We start from the raw sequence: 15,397 nt of genomic DNA, 5'->3' as shown, positions 1-15,397 counted from the left end.
ATATGTTTTTTCAGAGCGAGTTAATCAAATTGAAGGTTATTTGAACCACCGTCTGAAGCAGTTTTGGCAGCGTAATAGTGAACGAACTCAGGCCAGCAGAAATCTTGGTTTCATTGGCTTGATGGCAGAGTCATCAGTCCTTTCTTACCCGCAATACGATCAAAGTCGTCATCACCAGTGGTGAGTATCAATACTTTACCTTTATAGAGTGTATGCGTCTGTCGGAACATTGTCAGTCTAGCGGTTACAGGAAGCATTAAATCCAGCAATACGATGTCAAGTTGTTCGATGAGGATGGTCTGCGCAACATTACAGCCATAGGCAGGACACATAATGTTGAACGACAAAGTAATCTTGAAATATTTCTGAAGTTACAGATCGCCTTCCACGGTGACCATTTTAGAGTTTGCCATTCGACCGCAAACCTAATCGAGTGTTAACTTAAATGAAATGTCGTGAATTACCTTCATCTTTAGCTTAATAAATATTGCATATTGAGTTTAATTACTTCGCAAAAAAATACCTAAACTGATTGGTTAAATATGTTCTACGCTAATTTTATGTGGTGTGGATGAATAAGAAACAAAAAATAACGTCCTAAAAAAGTATACATATCCATACATACTCATGACAGATAATTTGGCAGATAAACAATAAAGTCTCCCTATCGAAAACGATTTCATTAGAGCAAAAGACATTAACCCCAACGGGTTCGGTGTTTTCTGGCGGCACAGATCTGTTCGCAGCCGGTAGTCCACGGATTTTACAACGTGCAGACGCCACCAAAGCAATTGAATTGAATAAGCAAATAGGTGTACACAGCTGGGCTGAGGACGATAAAACGGTCAAATAATTCCCATACACTGACGAGAGTCATCGTAGGCAAGCGACCTACTTTAAAACTATGTTGGGAGAAAAAGGGATTGGTTTCTATATCTTTATCTTGGATTCTGTCCCGGCAGTTGGCGAATACTGGATAACGAAAGCAGACTCGGAAAAATACAATTTCATTACTCATCTTGAGTAAGCGGTCTATAATATAAATTCATTACGACACATCAAGTTAAAAGGATATTTACATGCTTAAATCTACATTTCTATTAGGCCTAGTTGGTTTGGTTTCATTTCCTACATTTGCTGCGAATATCGAAGGAGGCTCATACATTGGTGCCGGCTTTGGTGTCCATCAAGATTCAGATACCGATGGTGGTGGCAATCTAGATGCTGAAAGCATGGGATATAGCGTTTATGGTGGTTATCAATTTAACCGCATTATCGGTGTTGAACTTGGCTACACCGATTATGGTGACTACGATTCGAAAGTTGGTGACAAAGTGTTCTCTCCAACAGCATTGTCTGTTTCGGCTAATGTCGGTTACACATTTGATAATTCAATACGACCTTTCTTTGTTGCTGGACTTAGCTATGTTGACCTGAATTCTGGTAAGGGTAGTAATTACAAAATTGATGACGATTCTGGTGCCGGTTTCCATTTCGGAATTGGCGTTGAATATACTCCAATTGACAGGCTTACGTTACGTCTGATTTCACAGGCAGATGCCGTAAATATCGAATTCACTGATAATAACGGTAAAAGACTTAAAAGCAGAGACACAGCGTTTAGTACCGTTATGATAGGTGCTTCGTACGACTTCTAGAGGCTTTATATTTGAATTATAGAGATTCCCTAAACTCTAGTCATTAAGGCTTGGCGATGTATTGCTGTTCAGTTCGTTCTCAGCAATACATCGAAAGTGACAGACTATATCTATAAAAACGGCAAACAACGAGCTGAAATTCTGAAGCCATCTTTATTTATAATTGCTGTAATTGAAGGTGATGGAACTCTTATGCACTCTAAGACAAGACGGTTTTGTCACAAATTTAGTTAGAGGTGTGACAGATCCCCCTACAGGGGCTTTGTTGCTTAATTCAGAGAGAAGGCATGCCTGCCCCATTGTGCTTAATTCTTAACCGACATACTGTGTTTCAGGCATACCAAGCCCTGTAAGCTTATTCAGGGCTTTAATCATAGCGTAAGTCTCGCCAACTTGAGCGTTGTAGTTCCTCAGGCTTAATTTCCCACCTAGCAGCTGTTTTACTCGGTACATTGCGGTTTCTGATAGAGAGCGCTTATGATAGCCATACCGCTTTTTCCACTTCTTGTTGGAGCCATAGAGCTTCTGGCAACCTACCGCTAAATTACGAGGGTGTCCTTGCTCCCAGAAGGCTGCTCCTTCTCGTGGCGGGATGAGAGGAATCGCTCGCTTAATTCGTATAGCATCATGGCAATTCCTTGTGTCATAAGCTCCATCACCTGATATCTCAATGATTTTACGACGTGTCTGCTTAAGTAAGTTGGGGAGCACTTCGGCATCGGTTACGTTAGATAAACTCAGCTCTGCTGCAACTATTTCGTGGGTGATTGTATCTACTGCGATGTGCAGCTTACGCCAGACTCTGCGCTTCCCATCAGTACCATGCTTCTTGACCTTCCATTCACCTTCGCCATAAACCTTGAGAGCAGTGGCATCAATAGCCAGATGTTGTATTGCGCCTCTGGTTTTAGTTTTAAATGAAACCTCAACTTCCTTAGCTCGGCGGCTTATACAGGTGTAGTGGGGGCAAACAAGCGGGATGTTAGCCAGCTTAAATACGGAGTCTAGAAAACCTTGCAGCGCTCTCAATGGCATAGAGAAAACGCGTTTCACCATCAGTGCGGTAGTAATGGCTAAGTCGCTAAATCGGCGAGGTCTACCACGTTTTCCTTGTTTGTTTTGCTTCCACTCGGCTATCGCTTCCTCATCAATCCAAAAGGTCAGAGAGCCACGGTTGATTAAGGCTTGATTATACTGCTTCCAGTTAGTTGTTTTGTAACGAGGTTTCGGCATAAGGCTACGATGATTGATGGGTGTAGCCGATCAGATCGTAGCTTCTTGATTTAGTTCCATCGATTTAAGCAACAAAGCCCCCTACAGGTACAATTACGCTGTGAGTGCATAGAATCGTTCAAAGGCCGTCTGACCTTCTACATCTATCTGCTCTTGTTTCAACATCGTCCACACTTCTCGTCCATGCAAACTTGGATGTAAACACCCTATGAACCCACGGGGCGATGCTGTTAATGTTTGAAGTTCCAAGGTAAGAGTGCGTTAATATCAGGCTCAGCTTTCGCCTGGTCCTTCATGCACTTGACCATGTAGCCGTAGAGGATTAGGCCGTTGGCTTCCTCTGTCTCGACGATACTGTAAATCATCGCACTCGCATCAGCACCATTTGTTGTGTTCGAGAACAACCAGTTCTTCCTGCCAATGACCAGAGGTTTAATTGCACGTTCAGCGCTGTTATTTTCTATCGATAAGTGACCGTCATCGACGTAGCGGATGAGCTTCGGCCATTGGCCGAGCGTGTATTTTATCGCTTTACCTAATGGGCTTGAGCCTATCACCTTCTGGGTTGTCATCCATTGGTAAAGTTCATCCAGTATCGGCTTGGAATACGCTTGACGCTCTGCTTTCCGTTTTTCGACAGGCGCACCTTTTAAGCGTGATTCTATTCCGTAGAGTTTTTGGATTTTAGCCAGCGCCTTATCAACCTTCCCCGACTTACCTTTCCCTTGAAGCTTCTTAGCATCCATGAACTTACGACGAGCATGCGCTAAGCACCCCACATTAGTGACCTGATGTAGACCATCATAAGCCGCGTAGCTATCGGTTTGTAGATAACCGTTGTAGTCGCCTAAAAAGGCAACAGGGCACGCCCTCGCGCGACTGTTTTGATAGTCGTACAAGACGATATTTTTCACATTCGGTAATGCCGCTTCGGGCGAGTCAGCGCCTGAGCAGTAGAGCCACATATAACGCATCTTCTCTTCCTTGAGCACATTGAGTGGCGTTTCATCCACCTGCACCACCACTTGTTGGAGTAGGTGCTCTTTCAAGGCCGCATACAGCGGAGCGAACTTCTCGCTGACTTGGGTGACCCACCTTGCCATCGTGGTACGTGATAACTCGATATCTGACTGGGTAAACAGCGATTCTTGGCGGTAAAGTGGCATTGCGTATTGGTATTTGCCAAGAATGATATTGGCCAGCAAGCTTTCTGTGGCGAAGCTTTTAGGTATGAGGCTCTGAGGGGATGGCTTCTGAACGATACGGCTACTGTCGCCTGCTTTTTCGCACTGGCGGCAAGCGTACTTAGGGCGAACATATTCCAGCACCTTAATCTTATCGAGCTGTTTGTTGGTAAACAGGAACAGCGCCCCCGTTACCAAGAGGCAAGTCCGTATCATTTCCGATAATCGCCGCCAGGCCGTTGATGGACTTTCTAAAATCGACACTTTCACGATAAAGATAAATGTCTGGAGCGCTAAGCATACCTTTCATGACAACGCTCCAATGAGTTCAGCAAGATAGGTCGCTGGCGTGCCTTGAGGAATGCTCAACTCCACATCATTGACGAGCAGTGTCATGTTAGCCGTAGCTATCTGCGCCTGATACTTCGTTGTCTTTTCGACGATTTCGGCTCTAACAAACCCGACAGATTCCGATTGGTTTGCTGTTTGGAGTTGACGCCGCTTGGCGAAGAACGTGGATAAACTCAGTCTATGTTGTTCGCAAAAAGCACGCTATGTAATATTGCTGCTTTCATATTGTTCAAACAGTGTTTGCCATTCTAGATTGGTGCGTCGTTTTGCCATTTCAACTCTCCTTTGGGTTGGAGAGTTGATCTTATTCTTCGTGCTGAAAGATTAGAATGCGGGCTTCATGGTGCGCTTACGATTTTTCCGTGGAAAATCGGGGTGCTTCTGATCACGGGAGTAGAATAATTAGAAATTAGTTCTATTCTTAAAATTAATCGGAAGTTATCTATCGGAGAATTATATGAAAATAGCGCTAACACTTTCAGCAACTCTCTTTTTAGTTGCGTGTAATGATAGTTTTAAACAAGTAACGCCTACAACACCTACAACACCTACAACACCTACAACGCCTACAACGCCTACAACGCCTACAACGCCTACAACGCCTACAACGCCTACAACGCCTACAACGCCTACAACACCTACAACACCTACAACGCCTACAACGCCTACAACGCCTACAACACCTACAACAACACCACGTACATTTTTAACAAATCTAGGTATGAGTAATAAAGATATAACATCTTTAATAACTTATAACATGGCTGAAGTTACAACTATGATGAGCGAAAGCCAATTGATATTTGGCAATGCTGTACCATTGAAAGATGCTTTTTTTAAGAAGGCCTCTACGGGTACAGCTCCACCTGGTTATGCTCTTATTGATTGGACAGCTGCTGAAAAAGAAAAATTTAAGGAGTCATTCGCACGAATGGTATTTTTAATCAACTCATCAAAGTTTAAAAACTTGTACAACACACATGCTAAGATTACGGTTGAGCCTCAAAGCTCTCCATTAATAACGATTCCACAGAATTACACCGAATTTAAAAACTATGTAATTAAAAAAACAACAGATTATGGCAAAAACTATTCATTTTACACATCAAGTTCAACAACTGGCATTGCTTGGGGGCAGATTGGATTAACAATGTTTAGTGAATCAGAAATAGGAAGCCCACTTCTTACCCATGAGATGATGCATACTGTAGATTTTGGTCATGAACATAACTACGATGGAGCAATAAACAATATACCTTATTTTGTGCAAACTATTATTGCGTATAACGAGGATGCTACAAATGCTTGCCAAGATGGAACTTATAGTTGTAATTTGAGCGGTATCAAATTTGGGGTGTCTTACACATCACCACCACATAATAGTGCATATAAACTTTCTCATGCACTTAGAGGTTTCTATTTTAACTACTAAAGCGTAAACGCCCCATGACCTCGCTGGTCATGGGCAAAAAATTTGCTGTTCTTGACCACTACAAATGGCGCTAACGCGAGCGCGATGCTTTACAGTCTCGTCGAGACAGCGAAAACCATGTAGCCTGACCCTCTACGGCTACATGGTCAAATGCATGAAAGAGCAGGCGAAAGCTGAGCGAAGTACCGATTCACTCCTACCTTGGAACTTCTAACACTAGAGTGTCGCCCCGTGGGATTATGGGGCGCATACGCTTAAGTCTGTATCCAGGGTTGATAATACAGATTCCGTTAATTTCATAATCTAATGAGGGCTCTTAAAAAGTAATTATTCACACGCGAGCTATTGACGTTGGAACCCTATGATTATTGAGGCAAGGGGCGACTTCTGCCCAAGCTAGAAGGGAAGAAGCTGAAAGACATTACTCGAGGTACCAACCGTTCGCAAGTCTTTGACCTAAAAGTCCGTCTAGGTAAACAAGAATTTAGAGTCGTGCGACGTTGTGCTGAAGAAAAACGATTCTGCATTTGGATAACTAACTTACCTTCAGACACCTATACTGCCGATGACATCATGGCGTTCTACCGCTGTCGATGGCTGGTTGAGCTGCTTTTTAAAGAGTTAAAGTCTCACACCAACTGGCAACGATTTATCACCGCACAAAAGGCCATCATTGATGGGCTCATCTGGGTCAGTTTACTTGCGCTGATCATTAGGCGTAGTATTGCGCTTCAGATAATGCCATCGGTCTCACTGTTTAAAGCGGCCAAAAATGTGGATGTCTGGCTGTTACCAATATTTGAATGTATCAGTGTAAGCAATGGTATGGACACATCCTCACCCACTAACAATGCTACATTTTAAATGTTTAGCTTATTATCTGGATGAGAGGCACAAATGGCAGAGATTACTCGAGTTGGCATTGATTTAGCAAAAAACGTATTTCATATCCACGCGGTTGATGAAAATGAAAAGACGGTTTGGCAAGGCAAGTACAGTAGAAGCAATTGGATTAAAGCTGTTGTTAAACGGTAAGCGTCTTTAAATCGACTCATTCAATCCTTTCAATAAACGTCGTACTTCCGCCTAGAGATTGGTGCAGAGTGAGTAACGTAGATTCAAGCTCAGTCACTTTTGAACGTAAGAGCGCTAGCTCATCTTCTTTATTTTTATTTGTCATATAAGGAAGATAGCAGAGACCCGCGAAAGTTCCTTATACGCTATTATTTTTTTAATTTAATTAAGACTTTGGTAATTCAATGTTTGATGGGGTTTCATTTTTTCGATGTCGAGTCCATCGAGCAACCAATGCCACTGCTCTTCCGTTAATGAGAGTGTTTGCCCTGACATTTTTCTTGGCCAAGCGAACTTGTCTTTTTCGAGTCGCTTTTGCCAGAGGCAAAAGCCATTACGCTGCCAGTAGAGAACTTTGATCTTATCCCGCGTACGATTACAAAAGACGAATAGCGCTTCGGAGAAGGGATTAAGGTTCATATTCTGTTCAACGATAAAGCTCAAGCCGTTAATACCCTTTCTAAAATCGACGGGCGCCTTGTGGAGATAGACGACAGAGGTATCAGGGAACATTTTCATACAACAGCAAGCTCCTTCAGTAAAAGAGCCAGCCACCGAGGAGTGACATCACGGGGTATACGAAGAGAGCAGGCCCCCGCTTCCAGGCGTAATTCCGGGGGTAACGTAGAGGTTGGCTGTTGCTCGGTTTTGGTGTTTGGCTTGGCTTTTTTTTCAACGGCAACGAATTCAGAAGGTGAATCTTCTCGTTTTTTAGGCAGGTTGACTAAGTGGTGTAGTTTGCGACGGTTGTTGTCAAACGTTTTTGGATGAAGATTATGCTCTAAGTAAATTACCACCTTCTAAAGAAGGTGGCTTTATGTGAGCCCCCTAAAAGGGGGCCTTTGTTTAGTCCAACGCCAATTGCTGCTGCTCCACGCGCTCTTTTTCTCTTGATGTCTTACATAGCGTCGAATGATTTCTTCATTAACCCCTACGCTATCGACAAAATAGCCCCTTTGCCAAAAGTGGTTACCCCAGAGTTTGTTTCTCCTTAAATATGGAAATTTACTAAAGAGTTTTAAAGCTATTTTGCCTTTCAATACGCCCATCAACTTGGATATCGATAACTTAGGCGGAACTTTTACTACCAAGTGCACGTGGTCAACTTGAACGTTTAATTCAACGACTTCACATCCAAGTTGATTACAGTAAACGTTTATACATCGATAAACTTCTTTACCTACATTGTTTTTCAAAATCCTAAATCGATACTTTGGTGTCCACACTATGTGATATTGACATCTCCAAAATACGTGGAAAGCTTGATTATATCTGCTCATGTTATTTGTCCTCTTTGACTTCGCTAAAAATCAAGGGAGCATTTAACATGGGTAGAACTACAGGCAAAGCCAAACTGAATGATAACCACCTACTGAAGTAGGTGGTTTAGGGCTGAAAACAAAACTGAGCGGAAGACAGCTCACTATTGTAATACTTCTGCACAAGGCGTAGCCATTCTTGTTGAGATCTATGCTGGGACATTTTCGAGTACCTTTAACGATCAAAGTTAAAGGTTACGACGTTTATTGAAAGGATTGAATGAGTCGGTTCGCAGACGCTTACGTTATATATCAAGGAATGCTCAAAAGTCCGCGCATAGGAAGTCTAAAGAAAACATTACGTTAGACGGAGTTTACGCTGAGCTTAATGCTTAGGTTCTGTCTATGAGACCACTTAGGGTTAATCGCTGATTTCTGTCATGAAATCAATTTATCCGGTATTATTGAGCGCATCATTCCTAAACACTCAGATCATAACGTCTCACATGCATGGCGGCGCCGTCTTAGCAATGATTCTGAATGGCCTTGGCTTTCACAGCAGGGCACTGCATATGTTCTCTGACTTCTTCGAGACGAAGCCTGTTGCCAAGTTGTTCTGAAGCACATCATTTAACTGACAATGTACTCGGCCGTACGTTAGATGGTGTGTGCAGGCTTTGCACAACTGTTCTGTGTGGATGTAAACATTCAAGCTCACAGTCAATTACGGGTATAAAAACAATTAGGCAAACAACTCAAGCGGATCCACTTTAAAAATACGGATTGTCAAAGTAAGACAACTCCATCCGCTGCTTTAAACGCTGCTGTATTTGCTTAACCGTTTTGATCTCTTGGCATTGAGCGAGAAGATCTTGTGACTCTTTTTGCAAATGGGCGCGATACTCTCTTAAACCTTTCTGTCGTGCTGCTTTATTGCACCCACCAAATCGTTGCCAAATCAAACTTTTGAGATCATTACTATGCTGAAGTTCTTGGTATTCTCTGTTTAATTGCCCAATTTTTTCGGTCAGCGCCATCGTTAAGGGTTCAAGTATACCTTCATCCATCATCATCTCATGATCAGGAAGGTGCTGCTGAGCCAGTATAAATAAGGCAGCTACATCTTTGTCTTTCTTCGCTTGCGATAACTGCTGCATTAGCGCGCTTTTCTCAGACTTCTCGTCTTCGCCTGTTTCTTTATCTAGGTATAATTGTTTGGCCAGCTGAAAATACAACTTGATTATCTCTTTATCGCTGTAAAGCGTATCGTTAGCTTGATGATATGACGGCTCGAAGTAATTTTCGCCATTAGTTTGAGAGAAAAAGTTTTCAGCTCCCCAACCTATGTCATCTTCTGCAGTGTGTTCTTCTTGCTTTTGTTCAGCCATCACGCTTTGTAAATAATCGTGAAATTTCTGAGGTTCCTCCATCATCGCCATTAACTCGTCACAGCTGATATCAATTTCGTAGCCCAACATCATAAACATCTCTTCGCGAAGTGCCTCAATTTGGTCCTCCGTCATCACGTCTACATCGGCTTTATTTGATGGCAATGCCAAAAGCGATTGGTTGAACGCCTCACGTAACGCGGTCGATTCCACAGGGTTGAAGGGATTTGATTCTAAAATGGTTAACTCATCTTGTATCCAATCGTACAGAGCCTCACGCTGTGGCCCTTTAATTGTTTTACGTGGAATAAAAGAAAGCAAATGATGGATCCATTTCTCTGTAGCTCGGCACACTGCACATTCTTGCTTTTCAGTCGACGCTTTAAAGTCATGATAAAAATCATCCAACTTGGCTTGATAACGTTCGATGCACCTTTGTTTTTTCTCGACCTCCCCCCATAACTGGTTGAGCTTATTTTTCTGTTTTGACGAGGGTGAAGTCGTCGTTAAAAAAGAGAGGGAGGAGGCTGTCATAACATTCAAGGCATTGAGAGTGATGATCATAGTTTATCGCGTCTTCATGGCTCGAAAAATTAAGACGCTTCATTTAATGACATTGGTTCCTAAAATTTCATGGTAGTCAGAAGTGTTGATAAAGATTTCTTTTACACAACTACGATATTTTTGCAGTTTTTAGAGATCAGCTCTTAGAGAGAACAAAAACTAACGAAGGATGTTAAACCCAAACTTGAGCTATGAGGTGACATACACGCTTAAATCTGATCATCAAAGTAAGCCTTGAGAAAACTGCGTATTTCAAGGTTGCGCTAACCATATTGCTCTTTCCAATACTTATTTGAGCCGAATAACCTTAGACAAACCACAGCGAGGTTTCGAGGGTGACCACGATGCCTCTAATCTTGGGAAATAAACGCAACGGCTCCCTTAATCTTAATAGCAGCATGGCACGCTTTCCCTCGTGTCGTAAGGGCCATCACCAGACACCTCAAGGATACTTCGGCGTATGTTTTGACTTTCCATTCACCTTAGCCATAAACCTTAGGACTAGTAGCGTCACTGGCTAGGTGCTGTATAGCCCCTCTCGTTTTAGTCTTAAATGAGACCTCAACTTGCTTGGCTCTACGACTAATGCAGGTGTAATGCGGACAACTTATTGGTACATGGGCTAACCTAATTATCGAGTCTATAAATCCTTGCAGCGCTCTAAGTGGTATATAAAAGACTCGTTTCACCATAAGTGCTGTCGTGATGGCTAAATCCCTGAACCGGCACGGCCTCCCGAGCTTATTTTGTTTGCTTTGCACCCACCCACTTATTGCCTCTTCATCATGTCAAAGAAGCACGGTTAATGAGTGATTGAATGTATTGCTTCCAGTTGGTTGTTTTGTAACGAGGTTTAGGCATGAGGCTACGAGAGGGAGTAGACGTAGCTGATACGATCGTAGGTTTTTGATTTAATGCCACTGAATAACGCAACGAAGCCGAACTATAGACTATAGGGGTTCCAAGCGTCTTATCATGTCGCTCAAAAAGATTGACGAAAGGTTAATAAGTATCGATATTATGCGTATAGTTTCTTATTTGCTATGCTTTGAGATATCAATATATTTAACTGCTTGGGGTGCCACCATGATTCGAATCTTATTAATTTTACTCACTAGCTTGTTTTCGTTAGATCTTTTGGCTGGTTCTGGAATTAAAGGCTGGTTCTTAATCCAATCGAATACAAAAGTTTCTTATTACCACAGAGTTTCTGGTGTATTTAAATTTTACGCAGTTTCCCGAGAAAACATATCCTTAACAATGATAGGCCTCCCTAAAGAGCTATGCTCATTAACTGCATTTTCGTTTCAAGGACAATTAATCAGAGCTAATGGTGTACATGTAGGCTCAAAATGCATTCATACTATCATTTCTCAGAAAGGACGAAACTTTATTATTGATGCCATGGAAAATAATGATTTTGTCATGTGGGATGGTAGTCGTTTGACAACTTTTGGGTTTTCTGATGCTTTTGATAAAGTAGGCTCAGAAGTTGTCATACTTTAAGTTATCAGTTCATCCTCACGCCTATTGACGGATCTTACTATGCCTGAAACAGCCGCGTTGATTGAAAAAGCCCCCTCCACTGCAAGCCATTTCGTTTTCATGAGTGCCGTTCATCCAACCTACCAAGCTAAGCGATGTCTGGATTAGAAAAGGTCAGTCGTCAATGTGACGTACTAGGAGAAAAGAGCCTCGTGTTGATGGCACCGCCACCGCCAGCATCGATTATCCCGAAAAGCATCGCGACTCCCTCTTTGTTTGCGCAAATCATCACGAACAAATAACACTACGCCCTGCCTCTCTATCGTCAAGAATCGTTGTTCAGACAATATGGGCTAGCGCTCAGCCGAAAAACGATGAGTCAATGGATACTGCGTTGCGCTGATAAGGTAGAGCCGTTAATCGCCTTACTGAAAGAAACCCTTCTTACTCAAGATGTTCTGTTCGCGGACGAGACCACATTGACCGTGCTCGGTGACGAAAGAAAGAAAAGTTACATCTGGTTGTACGGGTGTGGTCCAGACCGGGGCGGTAATGCGCAATCTCCCGGTATCGTCTTGTTCGACTACCAGGAAGGGAGTCGGGGTCACCACTGCCCTCAATCGTACCTGTCAAACTACACTGGATACCTTCATGTTGATGGGTATAAAGCGTATGAAAAGACAGAGGCGAAGTGGGTGGGTTGCTGGGCACATGCAAGACGCAAGTTCATAGAGGCAGAGCAGAGCCAACCAAAAGGCAAGCAAGGTAAAGGGGGTAAAATCCAGTGGGCAGTCAGTTGGTTCCAAAAGCTCTATCGTGTTGAACAAGCACTCAAAGATAAGACGAGGGAAGAGCGATATGCTACCCGCCAATCAAAGACTCAGTCTCTGCTCAATGAGTTCAAGGCGTGGTTAGATAAATCAGTCACTCAGGTGCCCCCCAAAAGTAAACTGGGAGAGGCGATTAGCTACAGTCTCAATCAATGGTCGAAGCTAGTACGAGTTATCAATGATGGCCGGTTAAGCATGGATAATAACCGAGCGGAACGTTCAGTGCGTCCGTTCACGGTGGGTCGGAACAACTGGTTGTTCTCGAAGACTCATAATGGTGCCCGCGCCAGTGCCGTGCTGTACAGTCTTATCGAAACCGCGAAGGCTAACGACTGTGAGCCGTATGAGTACCTCGAATACGTGCTACGAGAAATCCCGAAACTGAAGAGTGAGGACGACCATGGTCATCTTCTTCCTTGGAACATGCCAAAAACGGACGAGTCCCTCGTCCCCGAATAGCGTTCAGAATGACAGATACCGCCTTAGTTGGCGGTATCTGTGTTGATATTAAAAAGTCAATGAGTCGGTTCGCAGACGCTTACGTTCAACTAAGCTTTCGGCATGCACTATATAGTGGCGTTGTCCTTCTGATAAATCAAAGCAAATCGGCAGACCACCACTACCTACGGCTAAGTGAATTTTGGTTGAGTTGCCCCCGCGACTTTTTCCTATTTGCTCTTTCTCTGAGCTTTCAGTAGCTGCACCTGTACTATGCTGATGCGCTCGAATTATAGAGCCATCAAGAAAGACCCATTCAAAATCAGCCATGCTAGATAATCTTTTGAAAAGTTTATCTAAAATCCCTTTCTTTGACCAAAGATTAAATCGTCTGTAAACGGTACTCCACTCTCCGAACTCAGAGGGTAGATCTCGCCAAGGAATACCTGTTCTCATTCGATAGAGTATTCCTTCAAATGTCATTCTATGTTCAGTTTTATCGTAAATACGACCTGTACTTTTCATAACTTGGAGTAGCAGTTCCCAGCGAGTATCAGTTAGCATTGTTCTTGGCATGGTATTGGTTATGGTTTTACTTTTGGCGAAGCAAATTATAACTCTTTACCATGCTGTTCAAAAAACACTCACGAAAGTTCAACATGCCCTAGTCACTGATATCTGGTAATTGTTTGGCCATAACCACGCCAGCAAGACTAATAAAAGAGAACACTAACACCACAGATGAAAGGCTCAAAAAGTTCGATATAAAACCAAGAGAACTCATTAGAAGCAGCATTATCCCAACCACAGTATTACTCACGGCTACATAGCTCGTCCGTTTGTCACCTTCAGCGATATCAACCAAATAGGTTTTTCGTCCGACTCGTATTCCGTCGTGGGCAATACACAAACAAAAGTAGAGCAGAGGAATCACAAATAGGAAGCTTTGGTTAGCGGTGACCCACGTATCGTAAACAAATAAAACAACGCCAAGTAGCCCGCCCATCATTGCGCCGATGACCATCACACTACGGCTGGAGCGATCGGACATTCTTCCCCAGAAAGGACCTGACACAAAGGAGGCCAAGCCACTAGAAAACATAAAAAGAGCTAGCACCCAGAGTTGTCCACCCAGGGATTGCTGTGCCAGCACAACGTAGTACGGTGCACTCAGCGCAGAACATAAAAATAGTGTCCGAGTTATAACGAATCGACGAAAGGTCACGTCTGTCTTAAGCAACGCGAGCTGTTTAAATGCTTTGAGGACGCCATTTCGACCACCGCCTACCTCACCAGCATACTCATTAATGCGTGCATAAACTAATGCAGCAATAAGCCATATGACGCCCGCTAACCCTAAACTCAGACTGTAAAAACGCTCTGTCGGCTCTACGTCCCATAACCAGGCTAGTGCAAGAAGGCTAGCGAAAATCAGCGTCACAAGGCCAGCAGCGCTTGAAGACCAGCCGTTGACTTGACCTCGTTGGTTTTTGGGGATGGTTTTTCCCAACACATCTTTTGATGCGACGGAATTTAAACCGCGTGAGAGGCTGAAGATCACAAGACATGTAATTACACCATAACCCGCAGCAGCTCCTGTCAGAGTTGATGCGACCAGTCCGATCGCTAATATGGAAAGAGCCTGCAAGATGCTACCAATTACCCAGACCCATTTTCTTACTGGGAGGCGACGGATATAGTGCGCAATACTAAGTTGTGGGATGAGTGAACCTGACTCACGAATAGGAACGAGCCAACCAATTAAGTAAACCGGTGCCCCGAGACTTTGTAGTACCCACGGCAACGTGACTTTAGGGCTGGTTAACGCATCGCCGACTTTCGTTAAAAACTGAGCGAGAATGATTTTAAGAAAGTTGCCGGGAACTTGATGACAAGCTGATTCAGGAATAGCCTTACAGGCGCGGGCATCTTCGTCATTAACGATTTTTTCGTAAATGCTGTTTTGTTTGTCCTTGTTCATCAACCTGCCTATGCTCAACTTATTCATTTCGCGACTTAACAACCACCGACTAAAGTAGATGGTTTAGTATTACGGGCTGAAAGACCCGTTGTTAGTCGCTTTCAGTTCGGAAGTTACCTTCGACCTTTGGCTCAAAATGATGCTCTAGGTGTAAACGTCTTTAAATCGACTCATTCAATCCTTTCAATAAACGTCGTAACCTTTAACTTTGATCGTTAAAGGTACTCGAAAGTGTCTCCGCATAGATCTCAACATGAATGGTTACGCTTTGTGCAGCAGTATTACAATGGTGAACAGCCCGCTGCTCAGTTTTGTTTAGATCATAATCTTCACCCAAAAACATTTGATAAAACCGTCATAAACTACATCACTTAGTCATATCTCGAATACGTGCTACGAGAAATCCCGAAACTGAAGAGTGAGGACGACCATGGCCATCTTCTTCCTTGGAACATGCCAAAAACGGACTAGTCTCCCGCCCCCGAATAGCGTTCAGAGTGACAGATGCCGCCTTAGTTGG

At 43.3% G+C, this 15,397-nt stretch carries 11 protein-coding genes and 9 pseudogenes; 10 read left to right on the top strand and 10 right to left on the bottom strand.

Annotated elements, in window-relative coordinates; genetic code table 11:
• Positions 1-110: 110 nt before the first annotated feature.
• Complete coding sequence (locus ITG10_RS09225; protein ID WP_236610067.1) at positions 111-347, bottom strand: hypothetical protein; 237 nt, start codon at positions 345-347, stop codon at positions 111-113.
• Between the two features lie 350 nt (positions 348-697).
• Here ITG10_RS09225 and ITG10_RS09220 point away from each other — a divergent pair.
• Positions 698-1,027, top strand: a pseudogene (locus ITG10_RS09220) (alpha/beta hydrolase); the annotation flags it as partial.
• A gap of 52 nt (positions 1,028-1,079) precedes the next feature.
• Positions 1,080-1,658: a porin family protein gene (locus ITG10_RS09215; RefSeq protein WP_016769054.1), complete on the top strand. Its 579-nt coding sequence runs from the start codon at positions 1,080-1,082 to the stop codon at positions 1,656-1,658.
• Between the two features lie 312 nt (positions 1,659-1,970).
• Here the strand turns inward: ITG10_RS09215 and ITG10_RS09210 are convergent, their stop codons facing one another.
• From ITG10_RS09210 to ITG10_RS09200, 3 genes and pseudogenes are all read right to left on the bottom strand, one after another.
• Positions 1,971-2,891 carry an IS5 family transposase gene (locus tag ITG10_RS09210; protein ID WP_017630059.1) on the bottom strand — a complete coding sequence of 307 codons (921 nt, stop codon included), beginning with the start codon at positions 2,889-2,891 and terminating at the stop codon, positions 1,971-1,973.
• Between the two features lie 230 nt (positions 2,892-3,121).
• Positions 3,122-4,225, bottom strand: a pseudogene (locus tag ITG10_RS09205) (IS66 family transposase); the annotation flags it as partial.
• A 156-nt stretch (positions 4,226-4,381) separates the two neighbouring features.
• Positions 4,382-4,699: pseudogene (locus tag ITG10_RS09200) on the bottom strand (IS66 family insertion sequence element accessory protein TnpB).
• A 184-nt stretch (positions 4,700-4,883) separates the two neighbouring features.
• Between ITG10_RS09200 and ITG10_RS09195 the strand changes: the two are divergent.
• From ITG10_RS09195 to ITG10_RS09180, 4 genes and pseudogenes are all read left to right on the top strand, one after another.
• Positions 4,884-5,858 carry a hypothetical protein gene (locus tag ITG10_RS09195; protein WP_248386363.1) on the top strand — a complete coding sequence of 325 codons (975 nt, stop codon included), beginning with the start codon at positions 4,884-4,886 and terminating at the stop codon, positions 5,856-5,858.
• Between the two features lie 36 nt (positions 5,859-5,894).
• Positions 5,895-6,072, top strand: a pseudogene (locus ITG10_RS09190) (IS66 family transposase); the annotation flags it as partial.
• Between the two features lie 158 nt (positions 6,073-6,230).
• Positions 6,231-6,671 (top strand): annotated as a pseudogene (locus ITG10_RS09185) (transposase); the annotation flags it as partial.
• Positions 6,672-6,755: 84 nt separating this feature from the next.
• A complete protein-coding gene (locus ITG10_RS09180) occupies positions 6,756-6,893 on the top strand; it encodes a hypothetical protein (protein WP_017633325.1) in 138 nt (45 codons plus the stop codon).
• A 201-nt stretch (positions 6,894-7,094) separates the two neighbouring features.
• On the opposite strand, the gene tnpB is transcribed toward ITG10_RS09180, so the two are convergent.
• Both tnpB and tnpA read right to left on the bottom strand, forming a co-directional pair.
• Positions 7,095-7,451, bottom strand: coding sequence for an IS66 family insertion sequence element accessory protein TnpB (tnpB, locus tag ITG10_RS09175; protein WP_017633323.1), 357 nt, complete (start codon positions 7,449-7,451; stop codon positions 7,095-7,097).
• A gap of 327 nt (positions 7,452-7,778) precedes the next feature.
• Positions 7,779-8,212, bottom strand: a pseudogene (gene tnpA / locus ITG10_RS09170) (IS200/IS605 family transposase).
• Between the two features lie 403 nt (positions 8,213-8,615).
• Here tnpA and ITG10_RS09165 point away from each other — a divergent pair.
• Positions 8,616-8,860 (top strand): annotated as a pseudogene (locus ITG10_RS09165) (DUF4277 domain-containing protein); the annotation flags it as partial.
• Positions 8,861-8,961: 101 nt separating this feature from the next.
• Here the strand turns inward: ITG10_RS09165 and ITG10_RS09160 are convergent.
• Both ITG10_RS09160 and ITG10_RS09155 read right to left on the bottom strand, forming a co-directional pair.
• Positions 8,962-10,143: a hypothetical protein gene (locus ITG10_RS09160; protein WP_248386362.1), complete on the bottom strand. Its 1,182-nt coding sequence runs from the start codon at positions 10,141-10,143 to the stop codon at positions 8,962-8,964.
• A 266-nt stretch (positions 10,144-10,409) separates the two neighbouring features.
• Positions 10,410-11,004, bottom strand: a pseudogene (locus ITG10_RS09155) (transposase); the annotation flags it as partial.
• Positions 11,005-11,118: 114 nt separating this feature from the next.
• On the opposite strand from ITG10_RS09155, the gene ITG10_RS09150 reads away from it, so the two are divergent.
• The 3 genes from ITG10_RS09150 (at position 11,119) to ITG10_RS09140 (ending at position 12,917) form a co-directional block, all read left to right on the top strand.
• Positions 11,119-11,649, top strand: a complete 531-nt coding sequence (locus ITG10_RS09150) for a hypothetical protein (RefSeq protein ID WP_017633025.1) — start codon at positions 11,119-11,121, stop codon at positions 11,647-11,649.
• A gap of 134 nt (positions 11,650-11,783) precedes the next feature.
• Positions 11,784-11,930: a hypothetical protein gene (locus tag ITG10_RS09145; RefSeq protein WP_241430385.1), complete on the top strand. Its 147-nt coding sequence runs from the start codon at positions 11,784-11,786 to the stop codon at positions 11,928-11,930.
• 9 nt (positions 11,931-11,939) lie between these two features.
• Positions 11,940-12,917, top strand: coding sequence for an IS66 family transposase (locus ITG10_RS09140; protein WP_282575750.1), 978 nt, complete (start codon positions 11,940-11,942; stop codon positions 12,915-12,917).
• Positions 12,918-13,001: 84 nt separating this feature from the next.
• Here ITG10_RS09140 and ITG10_RS09135 read toward each other — a convergent pair.
• A pseudogene (locus ITG10_RS09135) lies at positions 13,002-13,472 on the bottom strand (IS5 family transposase); the annotation flags it as partial.
• Positions 13,473-13,560: 88 nt separating this feature from the next.
• On the bottom strand, positions 13,561-14,877 hold the full coding sequence (locus ITG10_RS09130) for an MFS transporter (protein WP_017633021.1): 1,317 nt from the start codon (positions 14,875-14,877) through the stop codon (positions 13,561-13,563).
• Positions 14,878-15,397 lie beyond the last annotated feature (520 nt).

This window comes from Vibrio sp. ED004, from assembly GCF_023206395.1.
Classification (GTDB): domain Bacteria; phylum Pseudomonadota; class Gammaproteobacteria; order Enterobacterales; family Vibrionaceae; genus Vibrio.
This window is presented reverse-complemented; position numbering and strand designations above follow the sequence as displayed.